This is a genomic window from Ensifer sp. B1-9, from assembly GCF_050474445.1.
Classification (GTDB): Bacteria; Pseudomonadota; Alphaproteobacteria; order Rhizobiales; family Rhizobiaceae; genus Ensifer.
This window is the reverse complement of the sequence record NZ_JBCHVG010000002.1, coordinates 429,180-446,184: the sequence shown is the minus strand read 5'-3', so window position 1 is coordinate 446,184 and position 17,005 is coordinate 429,180. Positions and strand designations below refer to the sequence as shown.

The following is a 17,005-nucleotide window of genomic DNA, read 5'->3' as shown; positions in this document are numbered from 1 at the left end:
CTTTCCGCGACCCTATCATAACCTGTGGATTGTCACAGTCGGGCAGGCAGCACGGGCGATCTCGCAAAGGTGTTCGTGGTGCGTCAGATAGATCACCTGGCCCACGCGCGCCATGTCAGCCATCTGCTCGAAGGCACGGCCGGCGCGCCCGTCGTCGAAAGTCTCCATGATGTCGTCGGCGATGAAGGGCAGCGATTCGCGTGCTGCCGCGATTTCGTGATAGCCGGCGATTCTGAGCGCCAGATAAAGTTGGAATCGGGTGCCTTTGGAGAGATCCTTGGCAAGTTTCGATCCGCCGCCGGCGGCGTTGGCGATCAGAAACTCCTGCCCCCTGTCGGATTGCGCCGACAGGCCGGAATATTCTCCGCCGCTGATGCGGCTGAAGGTTTCGGAGGCCCGGCGCATCATCGCGCTGCGGTGCCGCTCGCGGAAAAGCCGAAGCGCCGTTTCCGCCGCGATGACGCCTGCCCGGAGCCGCAGGTAAGCGAGCGCCCTGCTCTCAATCTCAAGCAGCAGCGTTCGCCGCTTCTGATCGAGTTCGGCCACCGTATCCCCGCCTTCGACATCGGCGAGCGCCTTCTCCTTGCCGCGCATATCCGTGTGCGATTCGCTGACGTCGCGGTCGCTGTCTTCGAGCGCCGCGTCGAGCCGCGCCAGCTCCAGCCGGACCGCGGCGTCATCGAACTCAGCGAGCAACGCCTCGGCCTCCTCGCACTTGGCAACGCCAAGTCGGGATGCGAGGTCCGCTTCCAGTTCGGCTATTCGCTGTCGCAGGCGCTCCTGCTCGCGCGCGTTTTCAAACTGCTGCGCGGCTTCCTCGAGTGTATCGCACGCGAAGAATTCAGTAACGAGGCGCCGGCGCGCGCCATGAATCTCGCGTGCGCCACAGATTTCGCGCCGCTCTTCCTCCAGTCGGGCCAGTTCCGACAGAAAGGTCGCCCGGCGATCGGCAATCCGCTGCGCCTCGGCGGCACGCGCCTTGAGCATCGTAAAAGTTGCGAACGTATCGTCTGTCGCGGATGCGCCGGCAAGGTCGGCGATATCGCGCTCGAAAGCTGCCTGATCCTTGCGCATGCCGATGACGCGATATTCGAGATCGGCCTTGCGTTGCGCGAGCTTGTCCAGATCCTGCAGGATAGCGAGCATCGCGCCAATTTGCTCCGGCACGAGCTGTTCGCTGCGTTCGGCAAGCCAGCTCTTGGCGAGAAGCGCATTCCACTGCTCCTGCCAGGCAGCCATCTCTGTCTCGGCAAGGTCAAGGGCCGCGCGGCGGCCGTCAAGAACCGTTGCGCCGCGCTTCACCGCCTCGCGGGCCGCGTTGCGGGCGGCGGCCGCCGCTTGCGCTTGCGATACGACCCGCTCGGCGATCAGCAGGAGATCGTCGAGCCGCTCCGGCAACCCCTCTCGTATGCCGATGCCGGCAAGCTCGCCGCTGATCGCGCGAATCGCTTCGGCTTCCTCGGCATGCGCGCGCTCAAATTCCAGGCGCGCCACACGCAATTGCGCGCGAATCTCGAGCACCGAAATCCGAACGGCAAGCCAGGCCTCCACTTGCGGCAAACTCGTGACGCTGGGTAAGCCGCACGACGTAGCGATGGCTGCGAGAACCTGCGCCTGGGCCTTCCCTTCCTCGCTGCACCGCTGCTGCTGTTCGCGGAGCGCCGCGAGCCGGGCGCGTCGCTCGGCGAGTGAAAGGGATAAGCCGCGCATCTCGGCGAGCCGCGCCGTTTCGGCGAGGCGCAGCGCGGTAACCTCGTCATCCCTGCCCATCGCCTCTTCGAAAACGACGGCCGTTTCGTGGACGAGCCGGTCCTTGTGCCGTTTCCAGGCCTCATCACGATGGCGACGCAGCGCCGCGGCCGAAACATCGTCCAGAGTGCCGCCGTCGGCAGACAGCGCGTCCAGCCGCGCCTCCTCGCCCGCAAGCAGTTCCTGCTCGCCGGCGATGCGATCGGACAGGCGCGCTTGCCGTTCCTCCAATGTGGCGGCCGCCTTGCGCCAGGCCTCAAGCGCTCCGGGTGCCGGAACGCCAAGCGCCAGCAGATCGTCGGCGCTTCCGGCAAAAGGTTGCAGCAGCAACAGCTTGTCGGCAAGTTCCGCCTCCAGCCGATCCAGCGACTGTGCGGCTGCCTGTTTCCGCAGCAGACAGTCGCTGCGACGCAGCAGCGTTAGCCGCCCGGAAAGACCCGAGGCATCCGCCGGTCCCCCTTCTCCATCGATCCGCGCCAGTTCACACTCAGCGACCCGATTTTCCTCGGCGGCGGCCTGCGCTTCGTGCCGAGCGGACGTGCACCGTTCGGCCAGGGCAGAATGCCGGCGCGCGAGATCCTGAAGCCGCGCACCAACCCCTGCCGGCAGCAGCAGCTCGGCAGGGTCGCGGTCCGCCGGCTCGCCGAGCCGCAGCAGGCAGCCGGCGATCTCCGTAGACGTCCTCGCCAGTTCTTCCAATCGCGACGGCATGTCGCGCGCGGCCGTAACATAGCGCGCATCGAGCGCTGTCTCCTGCAGCGCCGTCAGCCGTTCGGCCAGGCACAGCCCTTCCTTGTCGAGTGGTAATTGTTCCAGCGCATCGCGACGATGCTTCATCTCGCTTTCGGTCTGCCGGAGCCTGACCTCGATCTCCGCTTCCTGGCGGCGAAGCGCCGGCAGTTCGGTTGCCCATTCGGTCGGCGGAACCGGCAACACCGGCGCGCTCGCCAGCTCCATGCGAAGCGCGCGCAGCCGGCCAAAATTCGGCATTGCCTCGATCTCAGTCTTCAATCTAGCCCGCGCGACCCGAAGCTCGGCGCGGCGTGTGATCGCCTCGTCGTGACGGTCGCGCGCTTGCGCCAGCGTCTTGCGGAGCGCCGCATATTCGCGTGCATTGATATCGAGGGCGTTTCGTTCCGTCCTCAAAGCATCAAGCTGCGCCTTCAGCTCGGCAAGCTGATGCTTACGCGCCTGTGGCCGATAGAAGACGTCCGCCTGGCCACGCAAGGCCGCAAGGATCGCCGTGCTATCCGGCAGACCCGAGCTTGCGGAAAACAATAGCGATCCAAGCTCGCCCTCGCTCTTCAGGATCGCCTCGCCGCCCTTCTCGATGCTCTCGTCATCGAGCGAAAACATCGTCTGATAGGTGTCGCGGTCGATTGCGCCCAGCGCTCCGGAGAAGAGATTGTCGGGCAGCGGCTGATCATCAGCACCAACCAGCGAGTTCGTCTTGCGTTTGACCCGGAACACACGGTGAGTCCGGTCGGCCGCCGTGAGCGTGCCGCCGACGCGCATCGTCGGATAGGGATGCAGGAACCCATAGGGGCTCGAGTGCTCTATCCCGAAGAGCAGATCGAGGAAGCCGGAAAAAAGGGTCGATTTGCCCGCTTCGTTCGGTCCGTAGACGATGTGCAGATCGGGCACATCGGCCGTGTTCTCACCGAAGTCGAGGCGGCGATCGGTGAATTTGCCATAGCGGACGAGATCAAGCGCACGTAGCCGCATCAGTGGCTGCCCTCGCCGGCACTGCCGCCATGAAGATGGGCAAGCACCTCCATACCTCCCGATGCGCCGGCCTCGAAAGCGAGCCGTTCGATCGCATCTTCGTCAGGCGCCAAAGCTTGGCGCAGCTCCGGCGGCAGCTGTTGCAGCAAATCTTCCACGGCCGCCCGGACCTCCTGGCGAAAGCCGTGGGCGGGCAGAACGTCGGCCTCGACGAGAGCCACCAGCTCATCGACCGGATCCAGCATTGCACCCGTTTTTTCCGCGAGCGGACTGCGGCAGGCGAGTTCCAGCTTCTCGATCCAGCAACCGACGATGCCGGCCGCGATGTTGTCGATCTCGGCGCGCAACAGGTCCGTGTCATGGCGAAGGCGCCAAGCCAGCGGCGTTGCCCCCGTCAGCGTTACGCGCAGGATCACGTTTTCCGCGGCCGTATCCACAGTGACGCGCGTAAGCGCCTGCCTGACCGCATCGAGCACATCGCGCCACTCGGAGAGGCCGGTGATATCGACCGGCAGGCGCTCGAAACTGGCGATACCGAGCGGCATCTCGGCAATCTCGGTCCGTCCGTCGTCATCGATCGCCACCAGCGTCACGCTTTTCACGCCGGCCTCGTTGATGTCGCGGCCCTGCGGTATGCCGGGCATGACGACGAAGCGGCCTGTCGCATGGATCTGGCGTTGGTGGATATGGCCGAGCGCCCAGTAGTCAAAACCATGCGCCACGAGGTCGGCGGCACTGCAGGGCGCATAGGGATCATGGCCAGCGGCGCCGGCAAGGCTGGTATGCAGCATGCCGATGTTGACTGCGCCCGGCATCGGCGGCTGAAAGGCCGGCAGCAGGCTTTCCGGCGCGTGCGGACTGGCGAAACTTACCCCGTGCACGTAGACGTCGCGCCCGCTTGCCAGGGTCTTGGCGAGAACAGCCTTTGCCTTGCCCTTGAACACATGTGCCGAGGGCGGCAGCGTAAGCTCGTTGGTGACCTGCGACTGGGCGTCGTGGTTGCCGCGGATGACGAACGTCCGGATCCCCGCCTCATCCAGCCGGCGCAACTCCCGTCCGAGAAACAGCGCCGTGTTCATCGACGTCTGGCTACCGTCATAGAGATCGCCCGCGATCAGCAGCGCATCGACCTGCTCGGCGATGCAGAGATCGACGATCTTGACGAAGGCGCGTCGAGAGGCGCCACGCACGATCTCCGCGAGGTCGGCGTTCCTGAGGGCGAGGCTGCGGAGGGGCGAATCGAGATGAAGATCTGCGGTGTGGACGAAGCGGAAGGGCATGGCCGACCATGGCCCGGCAGGCCGGTGCCCGTCAATCAGCGGCGTCCCTTCATCCACGTGGCAGATTGGCCGGTTACAGACGAGCACATTTCAGGCCAGCCAAGTAAAGCCGAGACTAATACAGAAGATCCCCGTGAAGATTGACGAAACCAAACGATCAACCGCACCGTCCGAGTACCTGCAAATATCAGATTATACTCACTTTAATCGCTTAGGGTTTTTGTAACATCTTGTTCGCTAGGTTTCCGCCGGCTGCGCTCAGAGCGCGTCCAGGCACCGGAATGATTCCTGCTTCGGCATCCGCTCCGTCATGACGATCAAGAGCCGGAACGACTTCATCAAGTACAGCTTTATGGACGGCCGTCCTTCCGGGGGGAACCTATGTCACGGCTCAAGATTTCACACACGCTCATTGCCCTTTTCCTCGTGGTCGCCGTCATTGTCGCGGCGCTTGCGGTCTCCTCGCTCGGCGGCATCAAGATGATGAACGAGCGCAACAACGAGATCGCCACCACCTGGCTGCCGCGTGTCTCGCTTTCCCGCGCGCTCGAAACCCAGCTTTCCGACACGCGCATGGCGTTTGCGCGCCACCTGATCTCGCTGACGCCCTTCGAGAAGAAGGCCGCGGAAAAAGTCATCGGCCAGACCGTCGAAGGCTTCAACAAGCTCGCCGACGACTATGCGGCGCTGATGGTGACGGACGCCGACAAGGCAGCGCTGGAAAAAGTGCGCGCTGCCTACCAGGCCTACCTCTCCATCGCAGATGGCATGGTCAAGCTCTCCAACAACCTCGAGAACATGAAGGCGCAGAGCGTCTTCAAGGTCGAGATGCGTGAAACGGAGCAGAAGGTCGACGAGGCGATCAAGGAAGTGCGCGCCCTCAACGTCGCCGGAGCCGATGCCGCGGTTGCCGCAAGCTCGGCAACGCATGACCAGATCCGCAAGATCGAGATGGCCGTCATCGCTGTCGCTGCCATCATCGTGATCGGCGCCATTCTCTATGCCGTGCGCGGTATCGCTCGTCCGATCCAGATCATTACCCGTTCGATGGCGCGCCTTGCGGAGGGCGACACGGACAGGAACATCCCCTACGGCGCCCGCAAGGACGAAATCGGCGAGATGGCTCGTGCCGTCGAAGTCTTCCGTCAGGCGGCAATCACCAACCAGCAACTCGAAGCGGATGCTGAGGCGCAGCGCGCACGCGCCGAGGCCGATCGCCTGCGTCTGACCGAAGAAGCGGAGGCCGCAGCTCAGCGCCGTCTCCAGGAAGCGACGGCGGGCCTGGCCGGCGGTCTGCGCCGCCTGGCCTCCGGCGATCTCGCCTTCCAGCTCAACGAGCCTTTCGCGCCTGATTTCGAGCAGCTCCGCCACGACCTGAACCAGGCCGTCGCCCAGCTTGCCGACACGCTTGCCGCCGTTTCGGCCAGCTCCGGCAGCATCGACAGCGGTGCGCGCGAAGTCAGCCAGAGCGCCGACGACCTGTCGCGCCGGACCGAGCAGCAGGCCGCTTCGCTGGAAGAGACCGCCGCCGCCCTCGACCAGATCACCGTCAATGTCGGCAATTCGTCGAAGCGCACCAACGAGGCCCGCGCCGTGGCCAGCCAGGCAAACGAAAGCGCCCGCAAGTCCGGCGCGATCGTCTCGGGCGCCGTCGATGCCATGGGCCGGATCGAGCATTCGTCGAGCCAGATCTCGAACATCATCGGCGTCATCGACGAGATCGCCTTCCAGACGAACCTCCTGGCGCTGAATGCCGGCGTCGAAGCGGCCCGCGCCGGTGATGCCGGCAAGGGTTTTGCCGTCGTCGCCCAGGAAGTGCGCGAACTTGCCCAGCGCTCGGCCAATGCGGCCAAGGAGATCAAGGATCTGATCCGCAACTCCGCCGTCGAAGTCGAGAGTGGTGTCCGGCTCGTGCGCGAAACCGGCGAGGCTCTCCGCACCATTGAAGGTTTCATCGTCACGATCAACCAGCACATGGATGCGATCGCCGTCTCGGCGCAGGAGCAGTCCGCGGGACTGTCGGAGGTCAACATGGCCGTGAACCAGATGGATCAGGTGACGCAGCAGAATGCCGCGATGGTCGAGGAAGCCAATGCGGCAAGCGCCACGCTTGCCCAGGAAGCTGGCCGCCTGCGAGATCTGATCGCCCGCTTCACCCTGGAAGAAGCCCAGGCCTACGGCTACGCGCCGTCCGCCGGCTCGACCCGCCGGGCGGCATAACCATCGCGCAGGTCCGAACCTGGTTTTTCGCGGGCTCGCGCCGGAGACATCGCAATCGACCGTGAAGTGGACGAGCGATTTGTAACCGATGTTCGGGTTACGAAAACCATGACGAACCAACAGAAACGGCCGCCGGAAACGGCGGCCGTTTCTTTGCCTGTCGGGTGCTTACCGTGAAGTCCCGGAGGTTTGTGTCGACAAATGCGGTAATTATAACTATCACTAATGTTACTGCCATTTCACATGGCACCTCATGAAATTCCAATGACGATCATGAAGAAGACATTCGAAGTTTCCGACAGACTGTTCGAGCTCTACCATCGGGTCCACCGGCTGGTGAACGAATCGATGACCGAAGAAGGCGTATCGCTGGCACGCAGCAAGTTCCTCTTCTTCCTCAGCAAGCTCGGTCCCTGTCGCTCGACCGATATTGCCTGCGCGCTGAACTTCGCGCCGCGCACGGTTACCGAAGCCATCGACGGTCTCGAACGTGACCGCCTGGTCATGCGCAAACCGGACCCGGAAGATCGGCGCGCAAAGATCGTCTCGATCACCGAAACCGGGCGCATCGTTCTCGAGGCCGCCGAACATCCACGCAAGCAGCTGCTCGAGGAAATCTTCTCGGCGCTCGACGACGAGGAACTCGACGCCCTCTACGACATCGTCGGCAAGCTGGTGGACAGGACGGACGAGATCCGCAAGCGCAAGGATGAAGCCGAAGAGGCAGCACAGATCGCTGTCGCCCGCTAATGGCGGCTCCTCGATCGGGTCACGCAGTGCCGAAATTGAAAGAGGCCGGGACGTCATATCCCGGCCTCTTCCGTTTTCTCCGGGCGTAACGCTTACATCGCGTTGATAGCGCCGATGGAGAAGAACAGGGTCTCGCCGGAGGAGTCGTCGACACCGTCATTGTCGGTGACGACGTAGCCGTTGCCGCCGGCGTCGACGGTGAAACCTTCGACCTTGTCGACGACGTAGCCGTTCAGCGCCTTCAGGTCCGGAATGAGGTCACGTACCTCTTCCTTCTTGACGACCGGCAGTTCGCCACCGAGTGCTGCCGGCTTCAGTTCCGTCAACGCCACCCGGTAGATCTTCTTGAGCTTGGCTGCCTGGCCGATCAGGTTGTCGCGCTCGATGACATAGGCGTAGTCGCCATGAACGGAGATTTCCGAGAGGCCGACCCAGCCGTCACCGGCCTTTTCCAGCGGGTAGCGCACGGCGCCCCACTCTTCGCTCTTCGGCTTATAGGAAACGAGCTTGACGAAACCCTTCTCGTCATCCTTCCATTCGCGTTGGACAGCCATCCACAGCGTCTGATCGTCACCTTCGCCAACGACAGTGATGCCTTCGAAGCCGAAGCGGGTTTCGCCGACACGCAGCGCTTCAGGCAGGGCGATTTCCTTCTTGATCTCGCCCTTCTTGTTCACGTGGAAGATTGCGTGATTGTAGAGCTTGTCGGAGTTGCCCTCGGATGCGAGCCAGAAGCCCCCTTCCCCGTCATTGGCGATGCCCTCGATGTCGAGCTTCTGAGCCGGCGCGCCGTCCCGGGTGATCGTGAGCGTTTCGGTGATGAGGGCCGGCTTCTGCGTTGCGTCGATCGTGAAGATCGTCGGCTGGGACGAGAAGACCGAGTCGTTGACGGCGCGCAGGAAACCTGGCTTGTCCGCGACGGCGGCGAGACCGGAGAGTGCGCCAAAGCCGATCGGCAGGTCGTCCTTCTCAGCGGAGCGGATCTGCGGATAGGCTGCCTCGCCCTCGCCGCGCTCGTAGATCATCACGTGCGAACGCGCGCCGCCGTCCTCGACGAGATCGACTTCGTTTGCGGTCGCGAGCAGATTGCGCGACGGAATAGCGACGGCGCCTTCCGGCGAGATGCCCGACGGCAGCAACTGCAGCAGTTCAGGCTCCGCACCGGTGTCCTTGTAGACGCCAACGACCGAAGCACGCTCCGAGAGCAGGAAGAACAGGTTGTCGTCACCGAACTTCGCTGCGTCCAGGCCCTCGGGCTCGACGCCCTTGGCAGAAGAACGCTTCTCCGGATAGTGGCCGATCGCGGCAATGGCATGCTCGAAGCTCGCACCCGATTCGTAGAGGACCCTGCCGGTCGTATCGAAGATCGTGAAGCCGCGCGAACCGCCTTCGTAGTCGCCTTCGTTGGCCACGACGATCCGGTTGTCATCGAGCCACTTCACCGCATCCGGCTCGCGCTTGCGGCCCGGCTGTTCGTCCTTGAAGGCAATCGCACCGTTGCGCTTGGTGTCGATGTCCTTGAGGTCAACCGTGCCGGCGGAGAAATGCGTCTTCACCGTCGCGGTCTTGCCGTCGATGATGACGATGTGGTTGTTTTCCTGCAGCGTCAGCGCAATCTCGTCTTTGCTGTTGAAGGAGACGAATTCCGGCTCCGGATCCTCGCCGGCGATTTCGGCAAGACCTGTCAGCGTCACACGCTTCAGCGCGCCGCAATCGGCAACGCCGTCCTTCAGGGACAGGATGACCAGGTCGCCGGCCGGCATCTGCGGGATCTTGCCTTCGTTCACGTCCTCGTCACGCTCGTTTTCAATGGCGATCGCTGCAAGCGTGCGATCCTTGTTGACGGCGACCGAGTCCGGCTGACCGCCGAGGTCACAGGTTGCCTCAACCTTCTTCGAAGCGAGATCGACCACAGCGAGAAGACCGGAAGGCTTGACGAAGCTTTCGCGCGTGTTGACCGCAACGAGCGCCTTGGCGCCGGCAACGGTGACGGAGGTCGGCTCACCATCGAAGGAGATCGTGCCGGCAGCCTTCGGCGCCTTGGCATCGGTGATGTCGATCAGGCCGACGCGCTTGCCCGGGCTGTCCGAGTAGATCAGCGTATTGCCGTCCTCGCTGGCCGCAATGATCTCGGCGGACGTCGGCGCCTTGCGCGCGTCGCCTTCAGGCAGATTGTCGGCAACAGCGAAGGATGCAATCCGGTTGAATACGGGCTCGGCCGCCGCGGGAAAAACCGCGGATGCAAGAAGGACGGCGGCAAGTGCCGCCACGCGCGATGCATTGGTCATAAAATCCCCCATGGACACTACTGAAAAACATGGGGTTTCTGCGCGATGGGGATGACAGCCGAATGACAGCCGAACGGTTTTGCACCACTCAGGCGGCGGCGGTCTCCCGCTCGCGCCTGATCTCGTTGCGCATGATGAACAGCGAGGCTGCGAGGATCAGCACGGCACCGATCCAGAGATAGCCGGTCGGCGCGTAGCCAAAGACCAGCCAGCCGGCGAAAACATTGAGCGGCAGCTTCAGATCATCGAAGGGCTGCACATAGGCTGCGTCAGCAACCGTGTAGGCCAGTGTCAGCAGATACTGCGCGAAAACTGTCAGAACTCCGGCGAGCACGAGAAGGCCGAGTGCCGCGCCGTCCGGAACCGCAAAACCAGCCGTCAGCGCTATGGCACCATTGATCGGGGTCAGGAGGACAAGCAGCCAGATGGTGATCGTTTCGGGACGCTCGCTGCTCGTCAGGCTCTTCGTGATGAGTGACGACGCGCCCCACAGCAACGCGGAGAGGATCGGCAGCAGGGCCGCCCAGGTGAAGCTGTCCGACCAGGGTTCGAGAATGATCATGGCGCCGGCAAATCCGACCGCCGTCGCGGTCCAGCGCGCCGGGCCGACGCGCTCGCCAAGAAACAGGCGAGCGCCAAGGATGATGAAGAACGGCGAGGTCATGACCAGGGCGATCGCCTGCCAGATCGGCACGTGAGCGAGGCCGGAGACCCAGGCCCCGACGCCGAAGGCGGCGAGCGCCACACGCACCGCGTGGCGCCAAGGGTAATCGGTGCGCATCGCCGAAAGTCCGGCACGGCGCAGGAACGGCAGGGAAAACAGGAAGGCGAAGGCATATTGCCAGAAGGCCGTGGCGGCGGCGGGAAAGCCGAGCGTCATCGTCAGCCATTGGGTCACGACGTTGAGGCCGGCGAAGGCTATGCCGGCCAGCACCATGAAGCCGGCTCCGGCCATGGCACGCGAGGAGGAAAAACCGAGGGAAGTCTGATTCATGTCATGCACCCTGAGAAACGGACAAACACAAATCAGGACGCATGAGCGCACGGCACGACGCCGGGCAGCCCTGCCCTTCGTGCCGACGACCATTCTCTTTCATCCGGACTATGACCGTCGGCTCCGGAGTTGCACCGGATCTGCTGACCCCTCCCCCTGTTCCAGGAGAAAGGCGCTCGCGGGCTTGGGCCACCGCTTAGCGTTACAGCAACCTTGGCGCGCCTTGAAGGACGCGCGGCGCTGTCGTGCCCTTACCGCCGGTGGGGACTTTCACCCCGCCCTGAGAATGGGCAAGCCGTAGAGCAAATGGCGGGAGGCTGCAAGGGCTGCCCCTGAAATGCAAAAGGGTCCGGCTTTCGCCGAACCCTCGAATACCTGGACTGCCGGCCTCGTGTCCGGCCGCCAAGCAAATCTGATCAGCCGTTGACGGCGTCCTTCAGGCCCTTGCCGGCCGTGAACTTCGGCACGTTGCGAGCCGGGATATCAACTTCCGCACCCGTGGACGGGTTGCGGCCCTTCGAGGCTTCGCGGCGCGAAACCGAGAAGTTGCCGAAGCCGACCAGGCGAATGTCGCCGCCGTTCTTCAGCTCGCCCTGGATGGTCTCGAAAACTGCATCAACTGCAGAAGATGCGTCGGTCTTGGAAAGTCCGGCCTTCTCAGCAACGGCAGACACGAGCTCATTTTTGTTCATGTTTCCACCCCTTTCAGATTGGTTCGAAACGACTGTGTTTTAAGGCGCGGCGGCTTGCGCATCGCCCGCGTCTTGCCTTTCCCAATTGCGCCTAATCCCTTGGAATGCAAGGCTTGCGGCGTGCTTTTACAACAAAAAAGACCGGCCAGAGGCCGGTCTTCCCAATTTTTCTGCAAAATCGGCGCCGCGTGAGGGCGCGGCGCCCATTGCCCGGCACTTTTTAGTGGGCGATCGAAGAACCCGCTTCGTCCTGCGAATCAACCGCTGCGACGGTCGCCGGCTCGTTTGCCGGGTCCCAGTCGATCGGCTCCGGCCTGCGCACCAGAGCGTGTTCGAGCACTTCGCCCATCCGCGAAACCGGGATGATTTCGAGCGCGTTCTTCACGTTGTCCGGGATCTCGGCGAGATCCTTGGCGTTCTCTTCGGGGATCAGCACCTTCTTGATGCCACCCCGGAGCGCTGCGAGCAGCTTCTCCTTGAGACCGCCGATCGGCAGCACCCGGCCGCGCAGCGTGATCTCGCCGGTCATCGCCACATCCTTGGAGATCGGGATGCCGGTCATGATCGATACGATCGCGGTCGCCATGGCGACACCAGCCGACGGACCATCCTTCGGCGTTGCGCCTTCCGGCAGGTGCACGTGGATGTCGCGCTTGTCGAACAGCGGAGGCTCGATGCCGAAATCGATCGCCCGCGAACGGACATAGGACGCCGCCGCCGAAATCGATTCCTTCATCACGTCACGCAGGTTGCCGGTGACCGTCATGCGGCCCTTGCCGGGCATCATGACACCTTCGATCGTCAGCAGTTCGCCGCCGACCTCGGTCCAGGCAAGACCCGTGACCACGCCGATCTGATCGTCGCGTTCGGCTTCGCCGTGACGGAAGCGCGGCACACCCAGGTAGTCGTTGATGTTGTCCGCCGTGACTTCGACCGTCTTGGTCTTGCCCTTGATGATCTCGGTTACCGCCTTGCGGGCGAGCTTCATCAATTCACGCTCGAAGTTACGGACGCCGGCTTCCCGCGTGTAGGTCTGGATGACCGCCATCAGGGCCCCGTCGCTCACGGAGAACTCCTTCGGCTGCAGCGCGTGGTCGCGGATCGCCTTCGGCAGCAGATGCCGCTTGGCGATCTCCAGCTTTTCCTCTTCGGTATAGCCGGCGATGCGGATCACTTCCATGCGGTCCATTAACGGCGCCGGAATGTTCAGCGTGTTGGCCGTGGTGATGAACATCACGTTGGACAGGTCGTATTCGACTTCCAGGTAGTGGTCCATGAAGGTCGAGTTCTGTTCCGGATCCAGCACCTCGAGCAGAGCCGACGACGGATCGCCGCGGAAGTCCTGGCCCATCTTGTCGATTTCGTCGAGCAGGAACAGCGGGTTGGACCGCTTCGCCTTCTTCATCGACTGGACGACCTTGCCCGGCATGGAGCCGATATAGGTACGGCGGTGGCCGCGGATCTCGGCTTCGTCACGAACGCCGCCCAGCGCCATGCGCACATATTCGCGGCCGGTCGCCTTGGCGATCGACTTGGCGAGCGAGGTCTTGCCGACGCCCGGAGGGCCGACGAGGCACAGGATCGGGCCCTTGATCTTCGACGAACGCGCCTGCACGGCGAGATATTCGACGATGCGTTCCTTGACCTTGTCGAGACCGAAGTGATCCGTGTTGAGCACGTCCTCGGCATGGTTCAGGTCGCTCTTGATCTTCGACTTCTTGCCCCAGGGCAGGCCGAGCAACCAATCCAGATAGTTGCGAACCACGGTCGCTTCCGCGGACATCGGGCTCATCTGGCGCAGCTTCTTGAGTTCCGCGTCAGCCTTTTCGCGCGCTTCCTTGGAAAGCTTCGTCTTGGCGATGCGTTCCTCGATCTCGGCCATCTCGTCGCGGCCATCTTCGCCGTCGCCGAGTTCCTTCTGGATCGCCTTCATCTGTTCGTTGAGGTAGTATTCGCGCTGGGTCTTCTCCATCTGGCGCTTGACGCGCGAGCGGATGCGCTTTTCGACCTGCAGGACGGAAATCTCACCTTCCATGAAGCCGAGCGCCTTTTCGAGGCGCATCTTCACGCTGGTGGTCTCCAGCATTTCCTGCTTCTCGACGATCTTGATCGACAGATGCGAAGCGACCGTATCCGCGAGCTTCGAATAGTCTTCGATCTGGCTGGCGACGCCGACGACCTCGGGGGAGATTTTCTTGTTGAGCTTCACATAGCTTTCGAACTCGGAAACGACCGAGCGGCTCAGCGCCTCGATCTCGACCGGATCTTCTTCCGGTTCGTTCAGCGTATGCGCCGAAGCCTCATAAAACTCTTCGCGCGGCGTGTAGCCGTCGATCTTGGCGCGCGCACGGCCTTCGACCAGCACCTTGACGGTGCCATCGGGCAGCTTCAGCAATTGCAGGACATTGGCGATGGTGCCGACGTCATAGATCGCGGACGGTTCCGGATCGTCGTCGGTGGCGTTGATCTGGGTGGCAAGCATGATCTGCTTGTCGGTACCCATGACTTCCTCAAGCGCACGGATCGACTTTTCACGGCCGACGAAGAGCGGCACGATCATGTGCGGGAAGACTACGATGTCGCGGAGCGGCAGGACCGGGTAGGTCGCGCTTTCAGTCGCCGGTGACGTTTTGTTCGTCATGTCATTTCCTTTCCGTCCCGATTTCGGGCCCGTTCCCGGGAGCCCCGCAGGCACTCCCGGCTGTCATATTTTCCACATGAAAGTGGAGTGCGACCGCGTCCATTTCAAGGCTGACGCGACACCCACCGTGGCCGGGTCCTTCTGACTACGCATCATTTCTGTTGCGGGCCTTGCGACGGAGAACGAGGCTCAAGGACGCGCAACGACAAAGGTCCTTCATTGAATCGTCACATCATTGCGTTGTTTGGGACACTTTAGCAACAATCGAATTGTGAAATCTGCGCTGCCGCCCCTTAGTCTCAACAGCTAAGTGCGCAAACATGAAAAAGCCCGCACAAGGCGGGCTTCTCAAACGATAATTCAGCTTTCTCAGGCTGAAACGTTGGTCTTTTCGTCAGACCGCTCGGAGTAGATGTAGAGCGGCCGCGCTGCACCCTTGACCACCTCGTCGGAGATGACCACTTCGCGCACGCCCTCAAGCGTCGGCAGCTCGAACATGGTGTCGAGCAGGATCTTTTCCATGATCGAGCGAAGGCCGCGAGCACCGGTCTTGCGCACGATCGCCCGGCGGGCAATCTCGCGCAGCGCGTCTTCATGGAAGGTGAGCTCCACGTCTTCCATCTCGAACAGGCGCTGGTACTGCTTGACGAGCGCGTTCTTCGGCTCCGACAGGATCTGGATCAGCGCGTCCTCGTCGAGGTCTTCGAGCGTTGCCAGGACCGGCAGACGACCAATGAATTCCGGGATCAGGCCGAACTTGACGAGATCTTCCGGCTCCAGTTCGCGCAGTACTTCGCCAACGCGACGGTCTTCCGGCGCACGAACCGTGGCGCCGAAGCCGATCGAGGTCTTCTCGCCGCGGGCGGAGATGATCTTGTCGAGGCCGGCAAAAGCGCCACCGCAGATGAACAGGATGTTGGTCGTGTCGACCTGCAGGAATTCCTGCTGCGGATGCTTGCGGCCACCCTGCGGCGGTACCGATGCAACCGTGCCTTCCATGATCTTCAGCAGCGCCTGCTGCACGCCCTCGCCCGAAACGTCGCGGGTGATCGACGGGTTGTCGGACTTGCGCGAAATCTTGTCGACTTCGTCGATGTAGACGATGCCGCGCTGGGCGCGCTCGACGTTGTAGTCGGCAGCCTGGAGCAGCTTGAGGATGATGTTTTCGACGTCCTCACCGACATAACCGGCCTCGGTCAACGTCGTGGCGTCCGCCATGGTGAACGGCACGTCGATGATGCGGGCGAGCGTCTGGGCGAGATAGGTCTTGCCGCAACCGGTCGGGCCGACGAGCATGATGTTCGACTTCGCCAGTTCGACATCGCTGCCCTTGGCGGCGTGCGCCAGGCGCTTGTAATGGTTGTGTACGGCGACCGACAGGATACGCTTGGCTTGCTGCTGGCCGATGACGTATTCGTCGAGAACCTTGATGATTTCCTGAGGGGTCGGCACACCGTCGCGGGACTTGACCATCGAGGTCTTGTTCTCTTCGCGAATGATGTCCATGCACAGTTCGACGCATTCATCGCAGATGAAGACGGTCGGTCCGGCAATCAGCTTACGGACTTCGTGCTGGCTTTTGCCGCAGAACGAACAATAAAGCGTATTCTTCGAGTCACCGCCGTTGCTTCCGCTGACCTTGCTCATTTCCACTTCCTTCCAGCACGCCGGACACTTCAAGAAAAGTATCGCGGACCACTCAATTCGCCCTGTAGCCTATCCTCATGCAGGGCTTCCGGGAGTACTTACCGCATCGGCACGGACACGCCCGATACGGCTGCAACGACTCTCCCAACTCATCCGAACACTATGCCCTCAGAATCCAACATAGCATTAACGGTCCATATTAACGGCTTTACCCTGTCGATAAAGCCCTTGAGCCATTACAATTGTGTCACAATTACATCTATCGCGACACAAAAGCGCGTTATCAGGCCTGCTCGGCGCCTTCGATCTCTTCGCGCGAGGTCAGTACCTTGTCGACGATACCCCAGTCCAGAGCCTCGTCCGCGCTCATGAAATGGTCGCGATCGAGCGTCTGTTCGACTTCCTCGTAAGTCCGACCGCAATGCTTGACATAGACCTCGTTGAGGCGGCGCTTCATCTTGAGGATGTCGCGGGCATGGCGCTCGATGTCGGAGGCCTGGCCCTGGAAACCGCCCGAGGGCTGGTGAACCATGATGCGCGCATTCGGCGTCGCAAAACGCATGTCCTTATGGCCGGCCGCCAAAAGCAGAGACCCCATGGAGGCTGCCTGGCCGACGCAGAGCGTCGAGACCGCAGGCTTGATGAATTGCATCGTGTCGTAGATCGCCATACCCGAGGTGACGACGCCGCCCGGGGAATTGATGTAGAGCGCGATTTCCTTCTTCGGGTTTTCGGCTTCGAGGAAGAGGAGCTGGGCGCAGACGAGCGTCGCCATCTGATCTTCGACCGGACCGGTGACGAAGATGATGCGCTCCTTCAGAAGGCGCGAAAAGATATCGTAGGAACGTTCACCGCGGTTGGTCTGCTCAACAACCATCGGCACCAGTGCCAGTGCGGTATCAACGGGATTTCTCATATCGAACCTTCATCAATCGGGCTCGCAAAACCTTTGCGAACCGGGAATCACGGGATTTACCTTCTGCTCCTACATAGAGTGTCAACACCCTTCACTTCAAGTC

Annotated in this window: 10 protein-coding genes and 1 riboswitch; of the genes, 2 read left to right on the top strand and 8 right to left on the bottom strand. The window is 62.3% G+C overall.

The window, feature by feature from the left end; genetic code table 11:
* Nucleotides 1-15: 15 nt before the first annotated feature.
* Both ACQ5BM_RS05345 and ACQ5BM_RS05340 read right to left on the bottom strand, forming a co-directional pair.
* Complete coding sequence (locus tag ACQ5BM_RS05345) at nt 16-3,474, bottom strand: AAA family ATPase (RefSeq protein ID WP_429808721.1); 3,459 nt, start codon at nt 3,472-3,474, stop codon at nt 16-18.
* Nucleotides 3,474-4,754: a metallophosphoesterase family protein gene (locus ACQ5BM_RS05340; RefSeq protein WP_429808718.1), complete on the bottom strand. Its 1,281-nt coding sequence runs from the start codon at nt 4,752-4,754 to the stop codon at nt 3,474-3,476. Before ACQ5BM_RS05340 ends, ACQ5BM_RS05345 begins: the two co-directional genes overlap by 1 nt.
* A gap of 381 nt (nt 4,755-5,135) precedes the next feature.
* On the opposite strand from ACQ5BM_RS05340, the gene ACQ5BM_RS05335 reads away from it, so the two are divergent.
* Both ACQ5BM_RS05335 and ACQ5BM_RS05330 read left to right on the top strand, forming a co-directional pair.
* On the top strand, nt 5,136-6,974 hold the full coding sequence (locus tag ACQ5BM_RS05335; RefSeq protein WP_429808715.1) for a HAMP domain-containing methyl-accepting chemotaxis protein: 1,839 nt from the start codon (nt 5,136-5,138) through the stop codon (nt 6,972-6,974).
* Between the two features lie 273 nt (nt 6,975-7,247).
* Nucleotides 7,248-7,724 (top strand): MarR family winged helix-turn-helix transcriptional regulator, encoded by a 477-nt coding sequence (locus tag ACQ5BM_RS05330; RefSeq protein ID WP_173518111.1) that lies wholly within the window; start codon nt 7,248-7,250, stop codon nt 7,722-7,724.
* Nucleotides 7,725-7,816: 92 nt separating this feature from the next.
* Here ACQ5BM_RS05330 and ACQ5BM_RS05325 read toward each other — a convergent pair whose 3' ends face one another.
* The 6 genes from ACQ5BM_RS05325 to ACQ5BM_RS05300 all read right to left on the bottom strand — a co-directional run bounded on the left by ACQ5BM_RS05325 (nt 7,817) and on the right by ACQ5BM_RS05300 (nt 16,902).
* Complete coding sequence (locus ACQ5BM_RS05325; protein ID WP_429808713.1) at nt 7,817-10,024, bottom strand: esterase-like activity of phytase family protein; 2,208 nt, start codon at nt 10,022-10,024, stop codon at nt 7,817-7,819.
* A 76-nt stretch (nt 10,025-10,100) separates the two neighbouring features.
* Complete coding sequence (locus ACQ5BM_RS05320; protein ID WP_429808710.1) at nt 10,101-11,006, bottom strand: DMT family transporter; 906 nt, start codon at nt 11,004-11,006, stop codon at nt 10,101-10,103.
* 87 nt (nt 11,007-11,093) lie between these two features.
* Nucleotides 11,094-11,298: riboswitch (FMN riboswitch) on the bottom strand.
* A 124-nt stretch (nt 11,299-11,422) separates the two neighbouring features.
* Nucleotides 11,423-11,698 (bottom strand): DNA-binding protein HupB, encoded by a 276-nt coding sequence (gene hupB, locus ACQ5BM_RS05315; RefSeq protein ID WP_065777403.1) that lies wholly within the window; start codon nt 11,696-11,698, stop codon nt 11,423-11,425.
* Between the two features lie 220 nt (nt 11,699-11,918).
* Nucleotides 11,919-14,339 (bottom strand): endopeptidase La, encoded by a 2,421-nt coding sequence (gene lon, locus ACQ5BM_RS05310; RefSeq protein ID WP_429808707.1) that lies wholly within the window; start codon nt 14,337-14,339, stop codon nt 11,919-11,921.
* A 369-nt stretch (nt 14,340-14,708) separates the two neighbouring features.
* Nucleotides 14,709-15,986: an ATP-dependent Clp protease ATP-binding subunit ClpX gene (clpX, locus tag ACQ5BM_RS05305; protein ID WP_077961578.1), complete on the bottom strand. Its 1,278-nt coding sequence runs from the start codon at nt 15,984-15,986 to the stop codon at nt 14,709-14,711.
* A 283-nt stretch (nt 15,987-16,269) separates the two neighbouring features.
* Nucleotides 16,270-16,902, bottom strand: coding sequence for an ATP-dependent Clp protease proteolytic subunit (locus tag ACQ5BM_RS05300; protein WP_173516165.1), 633 nt, complete (start codon nt 16,900-16,902; stop codon nt 16,270-16,272).
* Between the last annotated feature and the right edge of the window lie 103 nt (nt 16,903-17,005).

What these genes read in the sequence shown, in the direction of transcription:
- ACQ5BM_RS05300 (WP_173516165.1), bottom strand. Translation starts at nt 16,902, where the DNA reads ATGAGAAATCCCGTTGATACCGCACTGGCACTGGTGCCGATGGTTGTT.
- ACQ5BM_RS05335 (WP_429808715.1), top strand. Translation starts at nt 5,136, where the DNA reads ATGTCACGGCTCAAGATTTCACACACGCTCATTGCCCTTTTCCTCGTG.
- clpX (WP_077961578.1), bottom strand. Translation starts at nt 15,986, where the DNA reads ATGAGCAAGGTCAGCGGAAGCAACGGCGGTGACTCGAAGAATACGCTT.
- lon (WP_429808707.1), bottom strand. Translation starts at nt 14,339, where the DNA reads ATGACGAACAAAACGTCACCGGCGACTGAAAGCGCGACCTACCCGGTC.
- hupB (WP_065777403.1), bottom strand. Translation starts at nt 11,698, where the DNA reads ATGAACAAAAATGAGCTCGTGTCTGCCGTTGCTGAGAAGGCCGGACTT.
- ACQ5BM_RS05320 (WP_429808710.1), bottom strand. Translation starts at nt 11,006, where the DNA reads ATGAATCAGACTTCCCTCGGTTTTTCCTCCTCGCGTGCCATGGCCGGA.
- ACQ5BM_RS05340 (WP_429808718.1), bottom strand. Translation starts at nt 4,754, where the DNA reads ATGCCCTTCCGCTTCGTCCACACCGCAGATCTTCATCTCGATTCGCCC.
- ACQ5BM_RS05330 (WP_173518111.1), top strand. Translation starts at nt 7,248, where the DNA reads ATGAAGAAGACATTCGAAGTTTCCGACAGACTGTTCGAGCTCTACCAT.
- ACQ5BM_RS05325 (WP_429808713.1), bottom strand. Translation starts at nt 10,024, where the DNA reads ATGGGGGATTTTATGACCAATGCATCGCGCGTGGCGGCACTTGCCGCC.
- ACQ5BM_RS05345 (WP_429808721.1), bottom strand. Translation starts at nt 3,474, where the DNA reads ATGCGGCTACGTGCGCTTGATCTCGTCCGCTATGGCAAATTCACCGAT.